The organism is Marinobacter sp. DS40M6 (assembly GCF_028581595.1).
Lineage (GTDB): Bacteria > Pseudomonadota > Gammaproteobacteria > Pseudomonadales > Oleiphilaceae > Marinobacter > Marinobacter salarius.
On record NZ_JAFCAE010000001.1, the window covers coordinates 83540 to 106170 of the forward strand.

Here is a 22631-nt window from a genome sequence, read left to right on the forward strand (position 1 = left end):
CCTGGCACTGTCTTTTGCTAATGTTATAATGTTGCAAATTCTACAGGACAGTGCCCATGTCACCCAGCGCTCTTCCCTATCGACCGCACAATCATGACGCCTGTGTTGCCCAGGCGCTGACAGAGGCCCGAACTATCTGTCAGCAGCACAATGCCCGCCTGACACCCACCCGTGAGCGGGTGCTGGAACTGATCTGGCAATCCCACAAGCCACTTGGCGCCTACGACGTGCTTGCCGTGCTGGCTGCGGATGGTCACAATGCGGCGCCCCCCACGGTGTACCGTGCACTGGATTTTCTGCAGCAGCACGGACTTGTTCACCGGATTGCGTCACTGAACGCATTCGTCGGCTGCACTCACACGGATAAGAACCACCATGGGTTGTTCCTGATCTGCCGTTGTTGCGGCAACGTGCTGGAACTGACGGCGCCCGGCGTATCCGATGCGGTCCAGAGTGCCGCGGCGGACGAGGCTTTCCAGCCAGACAACATGACCATCGAGGTATCCGGCATTTGCCCCGGCTGTAAATCGGACACTGCCCATGACTGATGCATTGGTAGAGCTGAACCGATTAACTGTCAACTTCGATGACCGCCCCGTGGTGGACCGTGTGGATCTGCGAGTCCAGCGCGGGGATATCATCACCATTATCGGCCCCAATGGTGCCGGAAAGACCACACTGATCAAGGCTATACTGGGTATCCAGCCGGTCTCGGGCGGTGCCCTGACTATCGCGCCCGGGCTCACCATCGGTTACGTGCCCCAGCACCTGACACTGGAAACGACACTGCCACTCAGCGTAAAGCGGTTCATGCTGCTCAGTGGCCGATCACACCAGGAGTGCGTTGAAGCGCTGACCAAGACCGGTGTGGAACATTTGCTCGACGCCTCGGTTCATCGATTGTCCGGTGGCGAAAAACAGCGATTGCTGCTCGCAAGGGCGCTGGCTCGCAGGCCAGATCTACTGGTTCTGGACGAACCGGCCCAAGGCGTGGACATCAATGGCCAGGCCTCGCTCTATGAGCTGATCCGTAGCCTGCGGGACGAACTGAACTGCGGTGTGATCATGATCTCCCATGATCTGCATTTGGTCATGGCCGCCACCGACAAGGTTATCTGCCTGAACCAGCACGTCTGCTGCAGCGGGTATCCGGCGGATATCTCCCACGATCCCGCCTTTATCGAAACCTTCGGTCGTCCGGTAGCGGAAAGTCTCGCGGTATACCATCACCACCACAACCACAGCCACGATCTGCATGGCGATGTGGTGTCCGCCGACCACGATGACCACGCGGAGTGCTCCCATGCCCATCATTGATGCCGTGCTCGGCGACTTTTTCTGGCGGGCGCTGATTGGCGGTCTCGGTGTAGCCCTGATCGCCGGTCCGCTGGGCTGCTTCGTGGTGTGGCGGCGGATGGCCTATTTCGGCGACACCCTGGCGCACTCGGCATTGCTGGGCATTGCCCTGAGTTTTCTGATCAGTGTTCCGCTGAATGTGGGGGTTATCGTGACCTGCGTGGTGCTGGCGATTGCCCTGGTGCTGTTCTCTCGCAGCAAGACTCTGGCCACCGATACCCTGCTGGGTATCCTCGCCCATAGTGCCCTGGCCATCGGTCTGGTCACACTCAGCTTCATGCCCGACATTCGAGTGGACCTGACCGGCCTGCTGTTCGGGGACCTGCTGGCCATGAGCCGAAACGACCTGTTGTGGATATACGGCGGTGCCGTCCTGATTCTGGCGTTACTGACTGTACTCTGGCGCGGTCTGCTGATGAGCACCATTCACGAGGAACTGGCGCGGGTTGAGGGCGTACCGGTTGAACGTCTGCGGCTGGTGCTGATGCTGATGTTTTCCATCGTGATCGCAGTGGCCATGAAGATTGTCGGGGTCCTGCTGATTACCGCATTACTGATCATTCCGGCAGCCACCGCCAGAAGATTGGCCGGCAACCCCGAACATATGGTGGGGCTGGCCATCCTGTTCGGTTTTATCGCCGTCAGTGGTGGACTTACGATGTCCTGGCACCTGGACACACCAGCCGGCCCCTCGGTGGTGGTGACGGGTTTTGCCGTATTCCTGCTGGTATACGGTTCGGCACGGCAGGTCCAGACCTGACAGCGATGGATTCCTGAGCAAAGTTTCCCAGGGCACGAGCAGTGGTCTAAAGTATAAGAGCAGGAAGTTCCCTACACGTTCGCCACCGGTTATGGATCAACCTATGGAAAGCCCCAGATTGACAGGGACAGGACACGCTATGGCGCTGCCACACCTGTGGGCGCCCCTGCTGGTATTGTTTGCCGGCCTTGTTGTTACCGGCCTGACCGCGCAGGCGCTTGAGGAACAATCACGGTCACTCGCTGAGCAGGTATACCGCAAGCAGCACAATGCGCTTGTCGCCCGCCTACGTGGGTATGACGAGCTTCCGCCGCTCTATACAGATGGAGTCGCACCAGCCAGAACCATTAATAACGTAGCGCCCGCAGAGCTATGGCTTGCCACTGTGTTCAAGGATGCGGTACCCGGTATGCTCAATTTGCGCGTGGACACCCTGGAGCGGCATACCAAAACCCCCTTGTTCCAGGCCATTCGCGCAGAAAGCCCGGATCGTTCCCAGTCCCTGCGCTCTGAAGTCAAAATTGGAGATCATCGCTGGCTGGTAACCACACTGCCGGATTCCGGATTCCTGTCTCAACCTGCCCGTCGTTCCTTCCGTTTTATCTGGCTTGCGGGGCTGGCGATGACGGTGCTGGCGACGGTGGTCGTGGTTTTCCTGTGCCTGCGCATCCGCCGGTGGCAAAGCCACTACCGAAACGCCGAAAAAGTATCCCACGGGTACGAACAGCAACTGAACAACATGCAGGTTGAAAAATCGATCCTGCGGCAGGCATTGAATGACAGCGAACAACGCAGCCGGGACCTGGTCGCCCTTTCCGGCGCAACGATCTGTGAGCTGGATGAAAAGGCACTGACCGGATACATTTCACCCCAGGTGGTGGAGCTTCTGAATAAGGCACCGGCGGACCTGGCCGGCACCCCATTCGAGCAATTGGTCGACCCCACCTACGTGGAAAACTTCCTCAGGACCCTACAGGCGTCCCGCCAGGAGCGACAAATACAGCGTATCGACCTCAAGCTGTTGGATGCCGATGATCGCCAAGTCTCTGTTACGCTGAGAGTACTGGCATTGCAGGATACGCTACACGGTTTCAGCGGTTACCGGCTAAGCCTCCAGCCCGGCATTCAGGCACCCTGATCCAGGGTTTTGTGGGTGCCGTCGCACAACGGCGGGTTGCCGGTGTGCTTGCAGCCGCAGAACCACACCCATTCTTTCTTTTCAGCCGTGTATTTAACCGGCGTAAATCCTGTTCCCTTGTGGGAGCCGTCACAGAATGGCTGGCTGTTACTGCGGCCACAGGCGCACCAGAAGTAGTTCTTGCCGCCCTCGACCAGCACTGAACACGGCGTGGTTCTGGGAATTTCCGGCTTCTCATCAGTCATTGGTCAGCCCCTGATTTATCCTTTGTATCCAAGGGCAGTATAGTCAAAGCGGGGCGTATTGCCTGCGCTCAGCGCTTCCCATCCAGAGGTCGAATGACGTCCTTCAGACGCCCGGATTCCACCAATTCCATGAACTCGTCACCCAACCGGTCGCTTTCGGCAATCGCCTTGCGCCACGCGCGCTCGCGGCCAGCGTCGTCTCCGATGTAGCGCTCGAAGTCCTTCCGGTCTGGCAGTTTCCGGTCTGGCAGGGATTCCAGATATTCCGGGGAGGGTGACACCAACAGTACATCCTGCAGCCGGGTGGCATCGCCGCGACGCCAGGGCAGGGTTTTGTCGAACCAGCCCGGAACCACCTTATCGGTGAAGTGGGGATAGAGGATCACCCCGGGCTGTTCGTACGGCAGGTCAAGATGATAATCCAGCAGGCCCCCGTCCCGATATAACCCATCAGGAGCGCCGGGAATGTTGCGGACACCGGACATCACCATGGGTATGGACGCAGACGCAAGCAGCGCTGACATCAGGTTATCGCGGCTCAATGGCACTTCATGGCTGGGAAAATCCACCAGCTTGGCCAGGGGTGCTTTCACTCGCGCATCATGGATGATGCCCCGCTCCATGAACCGGCCCAGATGTCGGCGGCTGACCATGTTGGCACTGATGGCATTCATCAGGCCCAGACTGAGGCGCCCCCTGGTATCGTGCTCCAGCATGCCGCGGCTGCGAACCACAACAACGTTCAGGCGGTACCAGGGATGATTGAGAATGTGGTCTTCATGGCCCCCCAGCAGTTCTTCCAGAAACAACACACTCTTGCGGCTGACTTCCGCCATGCTGACGCCTTTGGCGAAGCGCTGGGATGTGTAGAGGTCCGCCAGCCGGGCCAGCTGCGCCTTGGGGTCATCCGTCGAGGCCACCGCTGCAAATCGCCAACTGCCGATGGATGAGCCAATCAGCGAGCGCTCCTGTGGCGCCCTGGGCAGAAAGTCCCCAAAGATGGCTTTATCCAGGCCGGAAATGCCCAACGCCTTCGGGCCACCCGCTGCGCCAGGGATGACGTGCACGTCGCCCGCCGCAAACGGTTGCTCCCGCAACCGCTCAAAAGCACGGCGGCCGGCGCGTATGGTCAATGCGGGAGAACGGGTGTGTACTGCGCTCATAACGGCTCCTTGTTCCGAGCCCGCCAGTTTAGCGAACTGGGCTCCCGGCAGCCAGAGCGCGATTCTCGCCCGTTGAAAGGTGTAAAACCAACTACCTTCCCGTGAAGGCCGTGCTAGACTTTGCAAAAGCCCGGATCAAGGAATGCGGGCCCACCACAAACAGCGGGAGTGTGCTGTGAATCCTCTTGCCACTACAGACAACCTGGCCACCAACCCCACCCTGGCCGTGATTGGTTTCAAGCGTCAGATCGTCTATCACCTGCATTTCTGGGCTTTTATTGCCGTCGCTCCGCTGGTGATGGTGCAATGGCAAAAAGGCAATGTTCTGCTGGCATCGCTTCTTATTCTGTTCTGCCTGAATGCAGTGGCCGTTATTGCATTCCTTCGGTTCCGCGGTGTCTATTTTCTCCAGGGGCGACTGTTCCCGACATTGGCAGTGGTCTGCGCGGTGTACTCCACCCTGATCAATGGCCACGCCGGGCTGTACTGGGCATACCCGGCCGCCGCCGCACTGTTTTTTTTGCTTCCGTTGAAGGAGGCCACCGCCAGCAATATCGTGTTTGTAGTCAGCATGTCCGTTGTATCGTTTATTACGTTTCCAGAAGCGGATTTCTGGCGTATCACCTTTTCCCTCGGCCTGACCTGCCTGTTCGTGATGATCTTTGCCTGGCTTGTGGGCCGCCTGCAGGTCGAGCTGACTCGCCTGGCCACCACCGATCCCCTGACCGGCTGCCTCAACCGCTCGCAATTGGCGGATATTCTCAACGGCCAAATCCAGATGCGTGAGCGATACGAGCGAGTGTCCAGTCTCATATTGCTGGATCTGGATTACTTCAAGATGATCAACGATCGTTGGGGCCACCTGGCCGGTGACAAGGTGCTACAGGAGCTGACACTGCGGATTGGCAGGCGGCTGAGAGAGAGCGACCGTCTATTCCGTATTGGCGGTGAGGAATTCATGCTGGTACTACCGGAAACCCGCCAGAAGGATGCTGACAAAGTCGCGCGGGAATTGCTGACCAGCATCAGTGCCCGCCCGTTCGTAGAAGGGATACAGATCACAGCCAGCGCGAGTGTGGCGGAAGTCGGCAAGGGTGAAACCTGGTCGGTCTGGCTGAACCGGGCGGATCAGGCACTCTACGAAGCCAAGGCGAGAGGCCGTAACCAAGTAGTCAGCGCCGCCAGGAGACCGCACGAGCAACCACCCGAAGATACTGAAGACAAAGCGTTGGCCAACGACCTGTAGCACCTCGGGCCTTACTCCGACTGCTTGCAGAAGTCCCGCCACGCCCGATACACCTCACCGGTAGATTCGAAATGAGGGTAGTGACCGACGTTGCGAAGGCTCACCACGTCCGCGTTCGGCACCAGCTCCCGGTAACGTCTGGCCATAGCGGAACCGGACACCGGGTCCGCCACACCCGAGATCAGCCTCATTGGCTGTTCTGCCTTCTGTAAGGCACCCACCCAGCGGTTACGATGGCAACGGCGCTCTTCCATGAAGTGAATCAGGTTATGCAGAATTCCGCGGCCATTGTTGTAGGTCAACAGGTACCAGAAGTCATCCATATCTTTCCGTGACGGCGGGGTCTCCGGGCCAAACAGACGCCGGAAGTTGCGTTCGAAGGTACGACGGGTGAGACCGCGACTGATCAGGCCACCGAGAGGGCTGCCCAGGAGCTTCTGAATTAACAGTGGACTGTGGACTTCCGGAAACAGGGCGCCGTTGAGAAAGCCGACCCGGGCGATGGAGAAAGGCAGTAACCCTTCCTGATCCCTGGCCAACAGTTCCTGGGCCACGCTGCCGCCATAATCGTGGGCGAACAGACTGACTGTCTTCAATCCCAGACCGGCGATCCAACCCTCGAACATGTCGGCCTGGTCTTCGATGCTGTAGTCGTACAGTGCCGGCTTATCGGAAAAGCCAAAGCCCAACATGTCGAGGGTGAACAAGCTGTGATGCTGCTGCAGCATTGGCCACAGCCGGCTCCAGTCCCAGCTGGCCGTCGGAAAGCCATGCAGCAAAACCACGGGATCGCCCTGGCCCGCCATTCTGCTGAAGATCGCGTGGCCGCCATAGGAAAACCACTTGCCCTCCTGTTGCCACCATTCCAGTGTCGCATTCCCTGCGCCGGGGGCGGCACCCCGAACTCCCGGTATTACCTGTTCCATTGCGGTTTCCTGAAACCAGCCTGAGACTGAAACTCTAAATCAAACCAACCGCCCCTGCCAGATCTGGTCCGACAATTTGCGAACCAGAGCGTTCCGGGGTGGTCTTTTCGCCCTGTGTGGTCGTAAATCTGGAGGGCGCGGGCAAATTCCCTTAAGCTTTCGCCCTGAACTGATTCATTTAACCGGAAGCGACTATGACCAACAAGCTCGACGACCTGGCCAGCCATTTTCAGCAGATCATTGCAGGCCTGGGCGAAAACCCTGATCGCGAGGGACTTCAGGACACCCCCATACGGGCAGCCAAGGCTATGCAGTTCCTGACGCAGGGTTACAAGCAAAGCCTGGATACATTGGTCAATAACGCGGTTTTCGAGTCCGCCATGGACGAAATGGTCGTGGTTCAGGACATTGAGCTGTACAGCATGTGCGAGCATCACATGTTGCCGTTCATCGGAAAATGTCACATTGCCTACCTGCCCAATGGCAAGGTGCTGGGCCTGTCCAAGTTTGCCCGTATCGTCGACATGTACGCTCGCCGGTTGCAGATCCAGGAAAACCTGACTCGCGAAATCGCCGAGGCCATTGAGACGGTGACCGGCGCCAAGGGCGTGGCTGTGGTTATTGAAGCCCAACACATGTGCATGATGATGCGTGGCGTTGAAAAGCAGAATTCCCGCATGAAAACCTCGATGATGCTGGGCCAGTTCCGCAGGTCACAAGCCACGCGCACTGAGTTCCTGACCCTGATTCGGGATCGCTGAACATCCATTGTTGACCAGGAGGCCAGATGACTGCAGTGACCGGAAATCACCAGGCAACCGTACGCATCAAGGATTTGCTGCTGCGCGCCTATATCGGCATCAAGGAAGAAGAGATCAACAACCAGCAGGATGTGCTGATCAACGTCTGCCTGACCTACGATGCCGCGGCCGCCATCAACGAGAATGACATTCGCGCGGCACTGAACTACCGCACCATTACCAAGCAGATCATCGGCCACGTGGACGGCAACCGTTTTGCCCTGCTGGAACGGCTGACCCACGAGGTGCTCAGTATTGTCATGGAGCACGAAGCGGTTCACTGGGCGGCAGTGGAAATCGACAAACCCCATGCGCTACGCTATGCCGAGTCGGTGTCCGTTCGCCTTGAGGCACACCGGGATTCCTGAAGAGTTGATATCGCATGTCCCGAAACAGTCCTGAACAACTGCGCGAAATTCTGGAAACCGTCCGCACGATTGCGCTCGTGGGCGCCAGTGACAAACCCCACCGCCCCAGCCATGAAGTAATGGCCTACCTGCAGGGGCGTGGCTACCGGGTGATCCCTGTAAACCCGCGGCTGGCTGGCAAGACGCTATTGGGCGAAACCGTCTACGCCGATCTTGCATCCGTTCCCGGGACAATCGACATGGCCGACCTGTTCCTTGCACCGAACCACACCGACTCTGTTATCGATGCCGCCATTGAAAAGGGCATTCCGGTTGTCTGGATGCAGATTGGTGTGATCAACGAAACCGGGGCCCGAAGAGCGGAAAACGCTGGCATATCAGTGGTCATGGACCGGTGTCCCAAGCAGGAAATCCCCCGCCTGTTCTGAAGACAGCACTTCTGCCATAATCTAGCCAGACAATCAGAAGACTGGCAGAGCCATGTGGTTCCGACGTAAAACCAGCACACCACCTTCACGAAAACCGATTGCCCGTTCGCAGGCAGGTTTGCTTGACCCTGACGCCCAAACCAGAGTTGAGCGCGTCCGTCTGCCCGTCGATCTGCTGACTTACGGCATGCGCATCGTCAAGCTGGACCGACCCTGGATCGAAGTGCCCGTACTGTTCCAGGGTTTCACTCTTGAGAACGACCACCAGGCTCGCATACTCCGTCAGTACTGCGAATGGGCGCTGGTTGAAGGCGACGAGCAAGTGTTGGCTGAGGCCCTGGCAAGGGTCACCAGTCACAAACAGCGCACGGCTACCCCACTTCCGGAAACCCGCTCCCTCGCGGAAGAGATCCCCCGCGCCAACCAGGTATGGGGCAAGACCCAGGCATTCGTGGAACAGATCACCCTTGCCATTGAACGGGGCAATGACCTGAACCTGCAAGACGCCCGCCCTGTTATCCGGGAATGCGTGGAAAGTATCAAAGCCAACGCCAGTGCAATGTTCTGGATGAGCCGCATCAAGTCCCGCGACGCCTATACCGCGGAACACTGTTTGCGGGTGGCCATCTTTACCGTTGCCTTCGCACGCTTTCTGGGCCTGCCCGACGAGGACCTGGAAATTGCCGGTATGTGCGGACTGCTTCACGACCTGGGCAAGCTTAAGGTTCCTGACGAAATTCTTAATAAACCTGGCGCTCTGAGCCCGGCTGAATATGCGATCATGCAACAGCACACGACGTTCGGCTATGAGCTGCTGAGCTCTGACCCGAAGCTGGATCCGATTATCGGGGACGTGACCCGTCACCACCATGAGCGTCTGGATGGCCGCGGCTATCCGCAACAACTGGAGGAATGGCAGATCAGCCGCTTTGCCAGACTGGTCTCCATCGTTGACGCGTTCGATGCCATGACCAGTGACCGCTGCTACCGCGACGGAATTCCGGCATCTGACGCCATCCGCGTTCTATACCGCAATCGCGGCCGGCAGTTCGATGCTGACATGGTAGAAGCCTTTATTCGCATGGTGGGCATTTATCCACCTGGAACACTGGTGGAGCTCAACAGCGGGGAAGTGGCCCTTATCGTGACCGTGCACCCGGGTAAAAAACTCAAACCCAGGATTGAGATACTGATGGATGCCAACAAAAAGCCGGTCCCTCCCCGAATCGTTGACCTGGCAAACCCGACAACCGAAGAGCAGCAAGCGATTCACCATCCGTTGCCGGATGGCGCTTTCGGAATTTCACTGAAGGGAAGGATTCAGCAATTGGTAACAGATCATAGCGTTTATCCCTCATAATTAGATGAATACGGCCGATATGTTAGTCACTCACCTCATCAACCGGAGCATTTTGTGGACAAACCTGCATCGGCGCTAACCCTGTTCGTGAGGGGACTGCTGAACCCGGCATTTCCGGCACTGATTTTCCTGGTGTTTCTGGGAATCGCCCTGGTTTTGCAGTACGGCATCGAAAAACAGGACCACACCCAAATCCAGTCCAATCTTGGCAGCGAAGCCAGTTCCATGGCAAAGCGGCTGGAGCGGGAATTCCGTGTTCACGCAAACTCCATCAGCCGCATGGCGAAACGATTTGAAGCCCTACCGGACACGCCAAAAGAGATCTGGGAGCAAGACGCCCGCCGATACCTGTCAGATTTTGGCGTCTACCAGGCGATCGAGTGGATTGACCGCGATTATGTCATCCGCTGGATGGTGCCGATCGAAGGTAACGAAGACGCCATTGGTTTCAATGTGGCCTTCTCCCCGGAACGACGGGCATCACTGCTTGAGGCACAGACCACGGGGAACCTCGATATCTCCGGCATTGTGAACCTGAAGCAGGGTGGCAAGGGTATGGTCATCTACGCGCCCATATTCACCGGCAACGCCAACAACGGCTTTATTGCCGGTGTGTTCCGGATGGAAACCCTGGCTAATTACATGCTTTCCAACCGCGCCCTGACCTCCTTCCACATCGAAATCCGGGAAAAAGGCGAACCCGCCTATGTGCTTAACGATTCCATGGAAACAGACTCCAGGTTTTCCCGCACCCTGGATGTTGACCTGCCAACACTTGATTGGACACTGGCGGTAACCCCCTCCATCTCGTGGGTCGAGGAACAACGCAGCCGCTGGCCATTTGTGACCTTCATCGTCATGCTGTTCATGGGCCTGCTGACCAGCCTTACCACACTCCTGGTGCAGCTGACTCTCAAGCGCAACCATGCACTGCTGAAAACCCGCCGGGAGCTGGATGCGGAAATCAGCCAACGTCAGGCGGTGCAAAAAGATCTCGCTCGCCTGGAAACCACAGATGCGCTGACCGGCCTCGCCAATCGTCGTTTTTTCATGGAAGACATGGCGCACACCCTAAGCATCGCCGACCGTCAGATGCGCCAGGCAGCGCTGGTGATGATCGACCTGGACCGGTTCCAGACGCTCAACGATTCTCTCGGCCATCAATTCGGCGACGAACTGCTCATCAAAGTCGCTGAACGCCTGAATGCCCTGAGCGACGAAAAAGTGATGGTGGCCTATTCCGGCGGCGATGAGTTCATGGTGTGCCAGCAGCATGTTGAAAACATTGATGATGTAATCAATCTGCTGGGCCAGATCAAGCAATGCTTCGAAGAGCCGTTTGCCGTGCAGGGTGAGGAACATAGTATCACTGCCACTATGGGCGTGGCTGTCTATCCTCAAAGCGGCCTGGATGCCGATACCTTGCTGCGCAATGCCGATGTGGCGCTCTACCGCGCCAAGGAACAGGGCCGCAACACCTATCAGTTCTACACCGAGGGCATGCAGGACCGGGAGGTCATGCGCCTGGAATTGGACAAGGATCTTAACCACGCGCTGGCCAACGACGAGTTCGTGCTCTATTTCCAACCGCAACTGGATCTCAACGACTCGTCCATCAACAGCGTGGAGGCTTTGATACGCTGGCAGCATCCTCGCCGTGGCCTGTTGCCACCAGTGGACTTCATTCCCCTGGCGGAGGAAAGCGGCCGCATTACCGACATTGGTCGCTGGGTGGTCATGGCCGCCTGTCGGCAACTGGCGAAATGGCAGAAAGGCCCCTACTCCCATCTGCGCATTGCGGTGAATCTCTCTGGGCGCGAACTGGATGACGAAAGCATTGTCGACCATATCCAGGAAGCGCTGGAAAGCAATGGCGTTCCCGCGAGCCGGCTGGAGGTGGAGCTGACCGAAGAGATCTTCATCCAGAATATCGAGCACAACCTGAACCAGCTGACCAAGCTACACAAGCTGGGCATGCACCTGGCCATTGATGACTTCGGCGTGGGTTACTCTTCGCTGGGTTACCTGCGGGATTTCCCAGTGGACCTGCTGAAGATCGACCGCTCCTTCATTACCGACGTTACCGAGCGCCACGACGACGCAGTGATTACCCGCGCGGTGATTAACCTGGCCCATAACCTGGGCATCCAGGTGGTGGCGGAGGGCGTGGAAACCCATGAGCAGCTGACTTTCCTCAAGAATCACCGCTGCGATCTGATTCAGGGTTACCTGATCAGCCGCCCGATTCCGGCAGGTGAACTGGAGCGAGCGCTGAGCGCTGGTTTGCTGGATATCGACACGCCGGTTGGTAGCTGATTGAAATGAGTGCCGCAATTCACCACTATTGCCGTATTCATTTTCAAGGTGTGGCCTCATGAGTTCAAAGTATCTGACGGCGGAACAGGATGTCCGTCTGCGACGGTGGGAAGCCTGGAACAAGCGTTACTTTATTTTCGCGTTCTTCTCGCTGGTCATTGTTCTGGTCTTCAGCAGCCAGCTCGGGCTGTCCAGTGGCGACAGCTGGGGGCCGCTGGGACTTCTGATTGCCGCTTTAGTTACCCCCATTATCATTCTGCAACTGCGTCTTGCATGTCCCGCCTGTCGGCAGAAGATTGGCTGGCAGGCCAAGCTGATGGCCCCGGACCAGTGCAAAGCCTGTGGCACTTTCCTGCGCGCTAAAAACTCTTCCTGAAAAACCTTTGACCTGTGAGTAGCTCATAGGTTTTAGTCTATTCCTAATGCAATGCCTGGTGGTACCCGACATTGGGTGCCTGTTCGTGATTGAAAGGTATCTGTTTCCAAAACACGCTCCTGCGGCACATCCATGTGACGCTTGGGCTCCGCCATCCATGGCTCCGCACAGTTTTGGAAACAGATACCTTCCACTCACTTGTTCGACGTTCGGAATGGCCGGCAACGTTATGAAAGTCAAAGAAATCGCTATTGGCGCCGGGGTTAACCCGGACACCGTTCGGTTTTATACCCGTGAGGGGTTGCTGAAGCCCACGCGGAACCCGGACAACAACTACCAGCAATACGATTCTGAAGACCTGCGGCGGTTACGATTTGCCCGCAAAGCCCGGCAACTCGGATTTTCACTGCCGGAAATACGACAGATTCTGGAGCAGGCAGATGATCATCATTCACCCTGCCCGATGGTGCGGGACGTGTTCCAGCAGCGGCTGGTGGAAGTGGAGCGTGAGATTGCCGAGTTACAGCAACTGCGTAGTCGTATGACCGCCGCGCTGTCCGCCTGGCAGGATATGCCGGACGGCACACCGGACGGACACACGATTTGCAGGCTGATTGAACATTGGGATGAATCCCTGCCGGACGACGGTTGGAAGGAGTAAGGCTCGATGAATGAGAAAACCGATTTGAACGACGGCCAGATTCAACTGGCCGTTACCGGCGCCAACTGTGCCTCCTGCGTGAATACGATTGAGAGCGCCCTGAAGTCGGTGGACGGCATCACCGGCGCTCACATGAACCTGGCCGACCGAACTGCCACAGCGACCGGGCATGCTGACCCTCAGGCTCTGATCAGGGCGGTGGAAAGCTCCGGCTATGGAGCCAGCCAAATCGAAGACCCTGACGCGGCGGACGACCGCAAGCAGGAGGAGGATCGTAAGCAGTACAAGACCCTGCTGGTGAAGATGGCTGTCAGTCTGGGACTCGGTCTCGGCCTGATGATCTGGGGCATGGGTTTCGGCACCATGATGGTGACCAGCGAGAACCAACCGATCTGGCTGACCCTTGGCGTGGTCACCCTGGGCGTCATGGCTGTCACCGGTGGTCACTTTTTCTCCGGAGCGTGGAAAGCGTTCCGGCACCACAATGCCAACATGGATACGCTGATCGCCTTGGGGACCGGCACTGCCTGGGTCTATTCCATGACGGTAGCCAGCATCCCGGATGCACTGCCGGAAATGGCACGGCACGTGTATTTTGAGGCGTCAGCGATGATTATCGGCCTGATCAATCTGGGGCAGGCACTGGAGCTTCGCGCCAAGGGCAAGACCTCGGAAGCCGTGCGCCGGCTGTTGGATCTGCGCGCCAAAACCGCACGCGTAATCCGTGATGGCGAGGAGCAAGACCTGCCGGTGGAGCAGGTTCGGGCGGGTGATCACATCCGCGTTCGTCCGGGTGAAAAACTCCCGGTGGACGGGGAGATTACCGAAGGCAGCACCCGCGTTGACGAAAGCATGCTCACCGGCGAGCCCATGCCTGTCAGCAAGGGCGAAGGCGACGAAGTGTCCGCCGGCACCATCAACACCCACGGCTCCATTATCTACAAGGCCACCCGCGTGGGCAGCGAAACTGCCCTCGCACAAATCATCCGTCTGGTGAAAAAGGCCCAGGGCTCCAAGCCCGCTATCGGCCGCCTGGCAGACAGGATTTCCTCGATTTTCGTACCCAGCGTGATGCTGATTGCCGTGGTATCGGCACTGGTCTGGTACAACGTCGGGCCGGAACCGGCCGTGGTTCACATGATGGTGGCCGCGACAACAGTTCTGATCATCGCCTGCCCCTGTGCCCTTGGGCTTGCCACGCCTATGTCAGTGATGGTGGGCGTCGGCAAGGCGGCCGAATACGGCGCACTGATTCGCCAGGGGGACGCCCTGCAGACGGCCGGCAAGCTGGATCTGGTGATCCTGGACAAGACTGGCACCATTACCGAGGGGCACCCGGCCGTCACCCGTTTTCATGCCACCGACGGCGATACCCGCAGGTTGCTGGCCCTGGCCGCCGGTCTGGAACAACACTCGGAGCACCCGTTGGCCGAAGCCATTATGGCGAAGGCGAAGGACCAAGGGGCAACGCCGGACAATGTCACCCGCTTCGAAGCCCTCAACGGCAAAGGCGTGCAGGGCGAGCTGGATGGACAAACCGCGCGCCTGGGCAACCGCCGCTGGCTGGAGAGCGAGAACATTGATCTGGCCGAACTGCAGGAGGAGGCCAATGCCATCACCGCCGAGGCCGGAACCCCACTGTTCCTGGCCCTGGGCAATCAAGCCCTGGGGGTGGTCGGCGTTGCCGATGCGGTGAAACAGGATTCGGAAGCCGCCATACGGCGACTGCACGACGCCGGCATCCGGGTGATGATGGTGACCGGCGACGTCGACGGCACCGCCAGGGCCATCGCCGAGAAAACCGGGATCGACGATTACCGCGCTGAAGTTCTGCCGGAAGACAAGGCCACCATCGTCAGCGAGATGCGGGGCAAAGGTTATACCGTGGCAATGGTAGGCGACGGCATCAACGATGCGCCTGCCCTTGCAGCGGCGGACGTTGGCTTTGCCATTGGCACCGGCACCGATGTCGCCATTGAAAGCGCCGGTATTACGCTGATGCGGGGCTCTCTCCACGGCGTTGCCGACGCCATTGAGATATCCCGGGCCACGGTACGCAACATCCATCAGAACCTGTTCGGCGCCTTTGCCTACAATTCGTTGGGCATACCCGTCGCGGCCGGACTGCTTTACCCACTGTGGGGGATTCTGATGAGCCCAATACTGGCCGGCGCCGCGATGTCGCTGTCCTCGGTCACGGTCGTTACCAACGCCAACCGGCTGCGACTGTTCAAAACCACCAGTAACGCAGGCAAGGAGGGGAACCAATGAACGCACTTCTGGTCAATGCCGGAGGACTGATCCTGATGGCCGCCATCGTCTGGTGGTTCTGGTTGTCACCCTCTGGCGGCGGAGAACCAAACCACGATCACAGCCATCATCATTGAGGTAACATCATGAAAAAACAACTGTTGGCCCTTGGCCTCGTCGCAACCGTCGGCTTGAACGGTCAGTTACAGGCCGAAGACGGGCTGAAAGACATCCATGTCTACAAGTCACCGACCTGCGGTTGCTGCACGGATTGGGTGGACCACCTGAAGGAAAACGGTTTCAAGGTGGAAGTCACTGAAACCAATAACCTGAATCCGATAAAGATCGACGCCGGCCTGACACCGTCACTCGCCAGTTGCCACACCGCGTTTGTTGGCGACTATGTGATTGAAGGTCATGTGCCCGCCAACGACATTCACCGGTTGATCGCCCAGGCCCCGAAAGCAAAGGGTCTGTCGGTGCCCGGCATGCCGGCTGGCTCACCCGGCATGGAAGTGGGGGATCGCAAGGACCACTATCAGGTGTTGATGTTCAACGACAGCGGCCAGACCAAAGTCTTCGCAGAACACAACTAGTTTTCCTACACACTTTGCCATGCCTGCTCTATCATACCTTCCAGATAGATCCAGACTGTGCATAAGGAAAGCTTTTGAGCCTGAAAACCCGACTACTGGGCCTGGCAGCGGCTCTGATGATCATCGCCTCAGTCGCCTCCTGGCTCGCGTATCGTGAGCTTTCAGACGACATCATCGAGCGCTGGGGGCAGCAGGTTGCCGAAATACAGGTGCGCTATGACAGCGCCCGCCTGCTGCAATCCCTGGAACGGGAAATCGGGCTCGCCCGCCAGATGGCCGACTCCTCCACGCTGGTCAACTGGGCTACCTCACCGGAAGATAAGGCGTTACAAAGCGACGCCATACGCGAAATGGAAAGCTTCCGGAGCAATTTCCGCGACAACAGTTATTTCGTCGCCCTCCGTGATTCCCGCCGCTACTACTACAACAATGCCAACAACGAATTTGCGAATGATCAGTTCCGCTACATCCTGGACCCCGACAAACCCGAAGATGCCTGGTTCTTCCAACTGATTGAGGAAGGCCGCAACTTTCATCTGAACGTAAACCCCGATACCGAGCTCGGTGTGACCAAACTCTGGATCGACGTGCTAATGCGGGATGAGGAAGATCGCATCGTCGGCATGGTTGGTACCGGCCTGGACCTGGACGCGTTCCTGCAAGATATCGTGGATATTGACCAAGAGGGAATCACCACCCTGTTCGTGGACTACAACGGCGCGATACAGCTCTACCGCGACCGCAACTACATCGACTTTGCCAGCATCATCAAACCCGAAGGCCAGAAAAGCACCGTCGACCTGCTGTTTGATAACCCGGAAGACAAGCAGAAGGTGCTCGGCATGCTGCAACTTCTGAAAAACCGGGGCGGCGCCACCGGTGCCGTGGAGAGCAGCTTTGTGACCGTGGACGGCCGAAAACACCTGGCTGGCGTGGCCTTCCTGCCTGCCATCGGCTGGTTCGAGATCACCCTGCTGGATCTTGAAACGCTCCTGCCCCGCAGTTACCTATGGCCTCTGGTTGCCGTGTTCCTGACCAGTTTGCTGGTCACCCTGATCCTGTTCCATCTGATTATCCGTTCGCGCATCCTCAAACCCCTCGTCAGCCTTGAGAGTGCGGTTGAGAAGGTTCGAGGTGGCAGCTTTGCGCTTCCGCACCTGGAAAAACCGGACAACGAGATCGGCCGGCTTGCCAGTCATTTCGAGACAATGACCGACACCCTCGAGCATTCAACCCGCGAACTGGAACGGAAGGTTGCGCAACGTACTGACGAGCTGAACAGGCTGGCGCGTGTTGACGCCCTTACCGGGCTGAAGAACCGCCGTGGTCTGGACGAAGCCCTGGATGAAGAAATACAGCGGGCAAAACGACAGAACACGGGCTTTGGTCTGATCTGGCTGGACATTGACCACTTCAAGGCCATCAACGACGAGCTTGGCCATCAGGCCGGTGACGACATTCTCTGCCGCGTGGCACTGTGGCTCAAGGCCGGCGTGCGGCCCTACGACCACCCCGGCCGCTGGGGCGGCGACGAATTCGTGGTGGTGCTCTCGCCCTGCGATGAAGATACGCTGTGCCAGATTGCCGCGCGGATACGCGAAACCATCGAAAGGGACAGCATTCGCACCGGCACGCCGGTGACCGTTAGCGTGGGCGGGTACCTCTGCCAACCCGGTGACGACGTTGACACCATTCTGCGACAGGCCGATCAGGCGCTTTACCGTGTGAAACAGCAGGGGCGGAACAAAGTGCTTATCACGGATGGATCAGGCCAGGAAATTAACCCCGCGTAACATGGTCTGACTCATACCGCCATAACCGGTATACTCCGCAGCGACACTCAAATTTTATCCAGCCAGGTTCTGTTCATGCTCAATGCCGACGCCCTCAGCCAGTTGCGCCAGCTGAAAACCAATATCGAGGAAAACAAGGTTGTCTTTCCGGGTACCGTCAAAGCCACCAATGGGCGTTTCGGCTTTGTTGCGCTGGATGAGGGGCGAGACGTCTTCCTGCCACCGGAAGAAATGCAGAAAGTGCTGCCCGGTGACCGCGTCAAGATCACCGAGGAAGAGGGTGACAAAGGCAAGACCCAGGGCATGATCGACGAACTGCTGGACACCAGTCTGGACACGTTCGTTGGTCGCTATCTGGTGAAAGGTAAAGGCCACTTCGTGGTGCCGGAAACCCCCGGCATCAACCGCTGGATCTTCATACCGCCGAAAGAACGCCAGGGTGCCGAGCCCGACGATTACATCTACTGCCAGATTCACAAACATCCGATCAAGGATGGCAAAGGCCAGGCAAAGATCCTCAAGGTCCTCGGCAAAGCCGGTGATACCGGCATCGAACGCGCACTCACCGTTGCCACCTTCCACCTGCCAGACACCTGGCCCGACGCCGTGCAGAAACAGGCCAGTGCGCTGGATGAATCAACCGTTGACGCAAAAAGCGAAGGCCGGGACGATCGCACCGACCAGCCCTATGTGACCATCGACAGCCCCGGCACCCAGGACATGGACGATGCCCTGCTGGCAGAGCCCAACGCCACTGGCTGGAAACTGTCCATTGCCATTGCTGACCCGACGGCTGTTATCGAGCCGGGCAGCCCTGCCGAGCAGGAGGCCTTTCGCCGCGCCACCGCCATCTATTTTCCCGGCGAACCACTGCCCATGCTGCCGGATACCCTCAGTACCCGCCTGTGTTCGTTAATGCCGGACACCAAGCGCTTGGCACTGGTCTGCGACCTTCAGGTGAACAACGATGGCAGCCTCGGCGACTATCAATTTCATCAGGCAGTGATTCGCTCCCACGGCAAACTCAGTTATGAACTGGTCTCCAACCTGATCGAAGGCCGGGAAGACGACGATATCAAGGCGCTTCCGGATACCGTTTCCAACAGCCTCGACCAGCTCCACCAGATCGCCACCGCTCTGCGCAAATGGCGAAACGAGCACGCACTGGTGAACGGTGACCGCCCCGAATTCCGGCTGCGCCTGGACGAGAATCGCAGGATACGGCTGATCGAGCCCTCCGTTCAGAACGAGGCCCATCGCCTGGTGGAAGAATGCATGATCGCCGCCAACCGCTGCGCGGCCGACTTCCTGGGGCAACGTGACAAGGGGCTGTTTATCCAGCATCCCGGTTTGCGGGACGACCGCACCGACAACGTCCGCGCCTTGCTGGAAGGCTATGCCCCACAGCTCGCCGATATCGACGCCACCAGCGCCGCAGGCTTTCGCGACCTGATGAAGCAGACCGACGGGCTGGACGCAGAGGTTCCTGTCAAAGCCATCATTTCCCGCCAGCTTGCCCGCGCCGAGCTGTCGTTCACGCCCGCCCCCCATCAGGGCATGGGGCTGGCCGCCTACACCACGTTCACGTCGCCACTTCGCAAGTTCAGCGACTTCCACGTGCATCGGCTGATCAAGTCGATCCTGTGGCAGGAATCGCTGAACGAGCTCAACGATGACCAACTGGCCGAACTGCAACAGACCCAGATCCGCGCCCGTCAGGCTGCCAACAGCCTTGAGAACTGGCTCAAGAGCGATTTTGCGAAAACCCTTGGCGAGGACTCGATGACTGGCGTGATCAGCCGCACAACGCCTGCTGGGTTCTTTGTACGGCTGGACGCCAACGGCCTGGAAGGGTTCGTGAGCTGCAAGACACTTGAAGGTAAGTTCAGCTTCGATCCCGTTACGTTGCGCTTGATTCACAACAAAAACGGCCGTACGTTCCAGTTGGAACAACCCGTGACTGTGACCTTCTCCGGCGTCGACGACGAAAGAAAACAGATCCAGTTCAATCTGGTGGATGCGCCGACTGAAGGCCGTGAGCCCGCGAACACCGACGAGGCTTGAAAATCTGGCTCCGGAGCGCCATCTTAGTGAATAAGCGGGCACTTATTCGTTACGGAGGTGAATCCGGATGCCTATCAGCCCAACCGAGTTCCTGAAGAAGTACGGCTTCGAAGAGGAAGAAGAGGAGCGCGACCACAGCCTGCGCCACAATGCGATGGAACACGCAAAGCACTTGAAGCGCCCTCATGCTGGCACACCCCATGACTGGGAAGAGTGGGAGCGCTACAAGAAAGAGCACCCGGACGAAATCGAAGATGACGAAGGCAGCAATTAGCCCTGCTCAAGCATCCTCGACAGACGCTCGTCCTTCGCCCGCCACTGTTCCGCCAGCCAGTTTTTCACGTTTTTGCGATGCTCGGCATCCGTCGCGTAATCCCGGCCCTTCAGGTGCGCCGGGATGGTAACTGTGTCGATCTCCATGCCGACTTTACTCACCCTTCCACACATGAAATCCCAGAACGTTGGAGCGCCCCCTGGATAGGCAATCGTGACATCCACCAGTGTTTCGATGGAGTCGCCCATGGCATCCAGCACAAAGGCCACGCCACCGGCCTTGGGCGTCAGCAGGTGGGTGTATTTTGATTTCTGCTTGTCGTGCTTGGCCTGGGTAAAGCGCGTGCCTTCAACGAAATTCATCACGCTCACCGGGGTGTAGCGGAACTTCTCACAGGCCGTACGGGTCGCTTTAAGATCTTCACCGCGCTTTTCAGGGTGCTTGATCAGGTACTCACGGGTGTAGCGTTTCATAAACGGGAAATCCAGCCCCCACCAGGCCAACCCTATGACCGGCACCCAGATCAGTTGTTGCTTGAGGAAGAACTTCAGAAACGGTGCACGGTGGTTGAACACCCGCTGCATGGCGAAGATGTCGACCCAGCTTTGATGGTTGCTCAACACCAGGTACCAGCTTTCCCGTTTAAGCTTTTCGTCGCCGTGGACGGTCCATTCCGTGCCTTGGGTGAGTTTCATCCAGCCGGTGTTGCAGGCAACCCAGGCCTCGGCGATCCAGATGATGACTTTGGTGCACAGCACCCGGAAACCGGTGTGGGGAATAATCAGCTTCAATATCGCCGGGATATAGAGAAGCAGGCACCAGAACAGGGTATTCAGCCCCAGGAGGATGGAACTGATGACGCCGATAACGGGAGCTGGCAGGAAGCTGAGCATGGTGGTCCTGTTGTTGGTTTTTTTAAGATGGCTGAATGATACCAATGGTTGGCAGGTTTGGGCAGTGGCCTGAAGTGACCGGTTTGCCATTGGTGATGGACGTTCTTGCCATAGTCGCACCTGAGGTTGGCCGGTAATCTTGGCCCCAGCCTGTTAGCCGCTGAGCTATGGTGAGGAGTGGACAGGCCTTCGCCAGACACGCCGTGAACCCATCCATGGGGGCTCGGCATTGCCATCCATGGCAATGCACGGTCTGTCAAAGGCCTGTCCACTCCTCCCCTGTTACTCTTCAGTTAACGCCTTCTGGCCATCACAATGCCATAAACAACATAGATTTTTTGGGTGAAGCCCGCAGCAACGATGGACACTTCCATGCCTGATCCACTGCAGTACGCCTTCAACAAAGTCTCGGGGCTGACTCGCCAGACCGCACTATACGCCGGTAACGCCTTCGACCGCGTATTCCGGGCCGCCAGCCTGGTGCAGGCAGGGCAGACACCGTTCGAGACCTTGTACACCGATGGGCTGGTGAGCCTGCGATACTACCCACCGCTGGCCGAGGATTTTATCGAGTTGGACGGCGAGATGATTGATGTGGAGCGCACGCCCCACAAGACGCCCATCGTGATCGTGCCGCCACTGGCGGTGAACATGCTGATCTACGACCTGTTTCCCCAACGCAGTCTGGTGCGGTTCCTGCGGGCCAAGGGGTTTGAGGTGTACCTGATCGACTGGGGCGTACCCACGCGCCAGCACAGTCACTACAACCTGCACACCTACGTGGCGGAGTTACTGCCGGCATACCTGAACCGGGTGCGGGAACACAGCGGTGAGCAGGAGCTGTCGTTGCACGGCTGGAGCCTGGGCGGCATGTTTACGCTGTTCTATTCTGCCCTCAGCCGCGACCAGCACATCCGCAACGCCATCGTGCTGGGCTCGCCCATCGACAGCCACGCGTCAGGCCTGATGGGTTTGATGTACCAGCGGGTGTCCGACGTCGCCGATTTCGTCCGTAAGCGCACCGGCTTCCGCCTGCATGACGTGAAACCTCATTGGTTCCACTCTCCGGGCTGGGCCAACACCATCGGCTTCAAACTCACCAATCCCATCGGCAGCGTGATGGGCTACTGGGAACTCATCGTCCGCCTGGGCGACCGCGACTTCGTCGCCAGCCACGCCACCACCTCCGCCTTCCTCGACCGCATGGTCGCCTACCCCGGCGGCATCGTGCAGGATGCCGTGGTACGCCTGTGGATCGACAACGAACTCTCTAAAGGCCAGATCCAGATCGGCGAAGACGTCGCCCGGCTGGAGAATGTAAACGCCAACTTACTTGCCATCGCCGGCGATACCGACACCCTGGCAACCCCCGGCGCGGTGAAACGCATCGAAGACCATGTCAGCTCGAAGGACGTTACCTTCCGGGTTACCCCCGGGGGCCACATGGGCATTCTGGCCGGGAGCAAGGCGCCGAAGGAAAGTTGGCTGGAGATGGCGGAGTGGTTGGCTGAAAGATCGGACTGAATCACACAGAACGCGCGACTGGGAGACCGCCGGCACATAAGTCGGAAGCGCGTCTCGTAGCGTCCCTTCCAAAACTGTGCGGAGCCATGGATGG

General features: G+C 58.3%; 22 protein-coding genes. 18 read left to right on the forward strand and 4 right to left on the reverse strand.

Annotated elements, in window-relative coordinates:
- Positions 1-56: 56 nt before the first annotated feature.
- From JJO78_RS00405 to JJO78_RS00420, 4 genes are all read left to right on the forward strand, one after another.
- The gene (locus JJO78_RS00405) at positions 57-548 is read left to right on the forward strand and encodes a Fur family transcriptional regulator (RefSeq protein WP_036211398.1); all 492 of its coding nucleotides are present in this window, start codon (positions 57-59) and stop codon (positions 546-548) included.
- Complete coding sequence (gene znuC, locus JJO78_RS00410) at positions 541-1317, forward strand: zinc ABC transporter ATP-binding protein ZnuC (protein WP_036211401.1); 777 nt, start codon at positions 541-543, stop codon at positions 1315-1317. Before JJO78_RS00405 ends, znuC begins: the two co-directional genes overlap by 8 nt.
- Complete coding sequence (locus JJO78_RS00415) at positions 1304-2116, forward strand: iron chelate uptake ABC transporter family permease subunit (protein ID WP_036211404.1); 813 nt, start codon at positions 1304-1306, stop codon at positions 2114-2116. Before znuC ends, JJO78_RS00415 begins: the two co-directional genes overlap by 14 nt.
- A gap of 139 nt (positions 2117-2255) precedes the next feature.
- Positions 2256-3254, forward strand: coding sequence for a PAS domain-containing protein (locus tag JJO78_RS00420; protein WP_273622646.1), 999 nt, complete (start codon positions 2256-2258; stop codon positions 3252-3254).
- On the opposite strand, the gene JJO78_RS00425 is transcribed toward JJO78_RS00420, so the two are convergent.
- Entirely contained in the window at positions 3242-3499 is a 258-nt protein-coding gene (locus JJO78_RS00425) for a CDGSH iron-sulfur domain-containing protein (RefSeq protein ID WP_036211407.1), read from the reverse strand. The two genes, JJO78_RS00420 and JJO78_RS00425, sit on opposite strands and share 13 nt — an antisense overlap.
- A gap of 68 nt (positions 3500-3567) precedes the next feature.
- On the reverse strand, positions 3568-4662 hold the full coding sequence (locus JJO78_RS00430; protein ID WP_036211410.1) for a patatin-like phospholipase family protein: 1095 nt from the start codon (positions 4660-4662) through the stop codon (positions 3568-3570).
- Positions 4663-4804: 142 nt separating this feature from the next.
- On the opposite strand from JJO78_RS00430, the gene JJO78_RS00435 reads away from it, so the two are divergent.
- Positions 4805-5908, forward strand: coding sequence for a GGDEF domain-containing protein (locus JJO78_RS00435; RefSeq protein ID WP_051947084.1), 1104 nt, complete (start codon positions 4805-4807; stop codon positions 5906-5908).
- 11 nt (positions 5909-5919) lie between these two features.
- Here JJO78_RS00435 and JJO78_RS00440 read toward each other — a convergent pair whose 3' ends face one another.
- Entirely contained in the window at positions 5920-6834 is a 915-nt protein-coding gene (locus JJO78_RS00440; RefSeq protein ID WP_036211414.1) for an alpha/beta fold hydrolase, read from the reverse strand.
- 194 nt (positions 6835-7028) lie between these two features.
- Here JJO78_RS00440 and folE point away from each other — a divergent pair, with 194 nt between their 5' ends.
- The 12 genes from folE (at position 7029) to JJO78_RS00500 (ending at position 20120) form a co-directional block, all read left to right on the forward strand.
- Positions 7029-7595, forward strand: a complete 567-nt coding sequence (gene folE / locus JJO78_RS00445) for a GTP cyclohydrolase I FolE (RefSeq protein WP_036211417.1) — start codon at positions 7029-7031, stop codon at positions 7593-7595.
- Positions 7596-7621: 26 nt separating this feature from the next.
- Positions 7622-8002 carry a dihydroneopterin triphosphate 2'-epimerase gene (folX, locus tag JJO78_RS00450; protein ID WP_036211420.1) on the forward strand — a complete coding sequence of 127 codons (381 nt, stop codon included), beginning with the start codon at positions 7622-7624 and terminating at the stop codon, positions 8000-8002.
- 14 nt (positions 8003-8016) lie between these two features.
- Positions 8017-8430 carry a CoA-binding protein gene (locus JJO78_RS00455; RefSeq protein ID WP_091643128.1) on the forward strand — a complete coding sequence of 138 codons (414 nt, stop codon included), beginning with the start codon at positions 8017-8019 and terminating at the stop codon, positions 8428-8430.
- A 52-nt stretch (positions 8431-8482) separates the two neighbouring features.
- A complete protein-coding gene (locus JJO78_RS00460) occupies positions 8483-9790 on the forward strand; it encodes an HD-GYP domain-containing protein (protein ID WP_051947085.1) in 1308 nt (435 codons plus the stop codon).
- Positions 9791-9844: 54 nt separating this feature from the next.
- Complete coding sequence (locus tag JJO78_RS00465) at positions 9845-12106, forward strand: bifunctional diguanylate cyclase/phosphodiesterase (RefSeq protein ID WP_091643126.1); 2262 nt, start codon at positions 9845-9847, stop codon at positions 12104-12106.
- 58 nt (positions 12107-12164) lie between these two features.
- The gene (locus JJO78_RS00470; RefSeq protein ID WP_091643123.1) at positions 12165-12482 is read left to right on the forward strand and encodes a hypothetical protein; all 318 of its coding nucleotides are present in this window, start codon (positions 12165-12167) and stop codon (positions 12480-12482) included.
- A gap of 229 nt (positions 12483-12711) precedes the next feature.
- Positions 12712-13143: a MerR family transcriptional regulator gene (locus tag JJO78_RS00475; RefSeq protein WP_036212011.1), complete on the forward strand. Its 432-nt coding sequence runs from the start codon at positions 12712-12714 to the stop codon at positions 13141-13143.
- 6 nt (positions 13144-13149) lie between these two features.
- Positions 13150-15414: a heavy metal translocating P-type ATPase gene (locus tag JJO78_RS00480; RefSeq protein ID WP_051947086.1), complete on the forward strand. Its 2265-nt coding sequence runs from the start codon at positions 13150-13152 to the stop codon at positions 15412-15414.
- A 125-nt stretch (positions 15415-15539) separates the two neighbouring features.
- On the forward strand, positions 15540-15989 hold the full coding sequence (locus JJO78_RS00485; RefSeq protein ID WP_036211433.1) for a DUF411 domain-containing protein: 450 nt from the start codon (positions 15540-15542) through the stop codon (positions 15987-15989).
- A 74-nt stretch (positions 15990-16063) separates the two neighbouring features.
- Positions 16064-17782, forward strand: a complete 1719-nt coding sequence (locus JJO78_RS00490; protein WP_075194687.1) for a sensor domain-containing diguanylate cyclase — start codon at positions 16064-16066, stop codon at positions 17780-17782.
- A gap of 75 nt (positions 17783-17857) precedes the next feature.
- On the forward strand, positions 17858-19846 hold the full coding sequence (locus JJO78_RS00495) for a ribonuclease R family protein (protein WP_273622648.1): 1989 nt from the start codon (positions 17858-17860) through the stop codon (positions 19844-19846).
- A gap of 67 nt (positions 19847-19913) precedes the next feature.
- The gene (locus JJO78_RS00500) at positions 19914-20120 is read left to right on the forward strand and encodes a hypothetical protein (protein ID WP_036211442.1); all 207 of its coding nucleotides are present in this window, start codon (positions 19914-19916) and stop codon (positions 20118-20120) included.
- On the opposite strand, the gene JJO78_RS00505 is transcribed toward JJO78_RS00500, so the two are convergent.
- On the reverse strand, positions 20117-21013 hold the full coding sequence (locus JJO78_RS00505; RefSeq protein ID WP_127401951.1) for an acyltransferase: 897 nt from the start codon (positions 21011-21013) through the stop codon (positions 20117-20119). The two genes, JJO78_RS00500 and JJO78_RS00505, sit on opposite strands and share 4 nt — an antisense overlap.
- Before the next feature lie 372 nt (positions 21014-21385).
- Between JJO78_RS00505 and JJO78_RS00510 the strand changes: the two genes are divergently transcribed.
- A complete protein-coding gene (locus JJO78_RS00510; protein WP_269400194.1) occupies positions 21386-22537 on the forward strand; it encodes an alpha/beta fold hydrolase in 1152 nt (383 codons plus the stop codon).
- The last annotated feature ends 94 nt before the right edge of the window (positions 22538-22631 follow it).

Bases quoted from the DNA above. Each gene is read 5' to 3' on its own strand.
- JJO78_RS00405 (WP_036211398.1), top strand. From the start codon at position 57: ATGTCACCCAGCGCTCTTCCCTATCGACCGCACAATCATGACGCCTGT.
- znuC (WP_036211401.1), top strand. From the start codon at position 541: ATGACTGATGCATTGGTAGAGCTGAACCGATTAACTGTCAACTTCGAT.
- JJO78_RS00415 (WP_036211404.1), top strand. From the start codon at position 1,304: ATGCCCATCATTGATGCCGTGCTCGGCGACTTTTTCTGGCGGGCGCTG.
- JJO78_RS00420 (WP_273622646.1), top strand. From the start codon at position 2,256: ATGGCGCTGCCACACCTGTGGGCGCCCCTGCTGGTATTGTTTGCCGGC.
- JJO78_RS00425 (WP_036211407.1), bottom strand. From the start codon at position 3,499: ATGACTGATGAGAAGCCGGAAATTCCCAGAACCACGCCGTGTTCAGTG.
- JJO78_RS00430 (WP_036211410.1), bottom strand. From the start codon at position 4,662: ATGAGCGCAGTACACACCCGTTCTCCCGCATTGACCATACGCGCCGGC.
- JJO78_RS00435 (WP_051947084.1), top strand. From the start codon at position 4,805: ATGCGGGCCCACCACAAACAGCGGGAGTGTGCTGTGAATCCTCTTGCC.
- JJO78_RS00440 (WP_036211414.1), bottom strand. From the start codon at position 6,834: ATGGAACAGGTAATACCGGGAGTTCGGGGTGCCGCCCCCGGCGCAGGG.
- folE (WP_036211417.1), top strand. From the start codon at position 7,029: ATGACCAACAAGCTCGACGACCTGGCCAGCCATTTTCAGCAGATCATT.
- folX (WP_036211420.1), top strand. From the start codon at position 7,622: ATGACTGCAGTGACCGGAAATCACCAGGCAACCGTACGCATCAAGGAT.
- JJO78_RS00455 (WP_091643128.1), top strand. From the start codon at position 8,017: ATGTCCCGAAACAGTCCTGAACAACTGCGCGAAATTCTGGAAACCGTC.
- JJO78_RS00460 (WP_051947085.1), top strand. From the start codon at position 8,483: ATGTGGTTCCGACGTAAAACCAGCACACCACCTTCACGAAAACCGATT.
- JJO78_RS00470 (WP_091643123.1), top strand. From the start codon at position 12,165: ATGAGTTCAAAGTATCTGACGGCGGAACAGGATGTCCGTCTGCGACGG.
- JJO78_RS00475 (WP_036212011.1), top strand. From the start codon at position 12,712: ATGAAAGTCAAAGAAATCGCTATTGGCGCCGGGGTTAACCCGGACACC.
- JJO78_RS00480 (WP_051947086.1), top strand. From the start codon at position 13,150: ATGAATGAGAAAACCGATTTGAACGACGGCCAGATTCAACTGGCCGTT.
- JJO78_RS00485 (WP_036211433.1), top strand. From the start codon at position 15,540: ATGAAAAAACAACTGTTGGCCCTTGGCCTCGTCGCAACCGTCGGCTTG.
- JJO78_RS00495 (WP_273622648.1), top strand. From the start codon at position 17,858: ATGCTCAATGCCGACGCCCTCAGCCAGTTGCGCCAGCTGAAAACCAAT.
- JJO78_RS00500 (WP_036211442.1), top strand. From the start codon at position 19,914: ATGCCTATCAGCCCAACCGAGTTCCTGAAGAAGTACGGCTTCGAAGAG.
- JJO78_RS00505 (WP_127401951.1), bottom strand. From the start codon at position 21,013: ATGCTCAGCTTCCTGCCAGCTCCCGTTATCGGCGTCATCAGTTCCATC.
- JJO78_RS00510 (WP_269400194.1), top strand. From the start codon at position 21,386: ATGCCTGATCCACTGCAGTACGCCTTCAACAAAGTCTCGGGGCTGACT.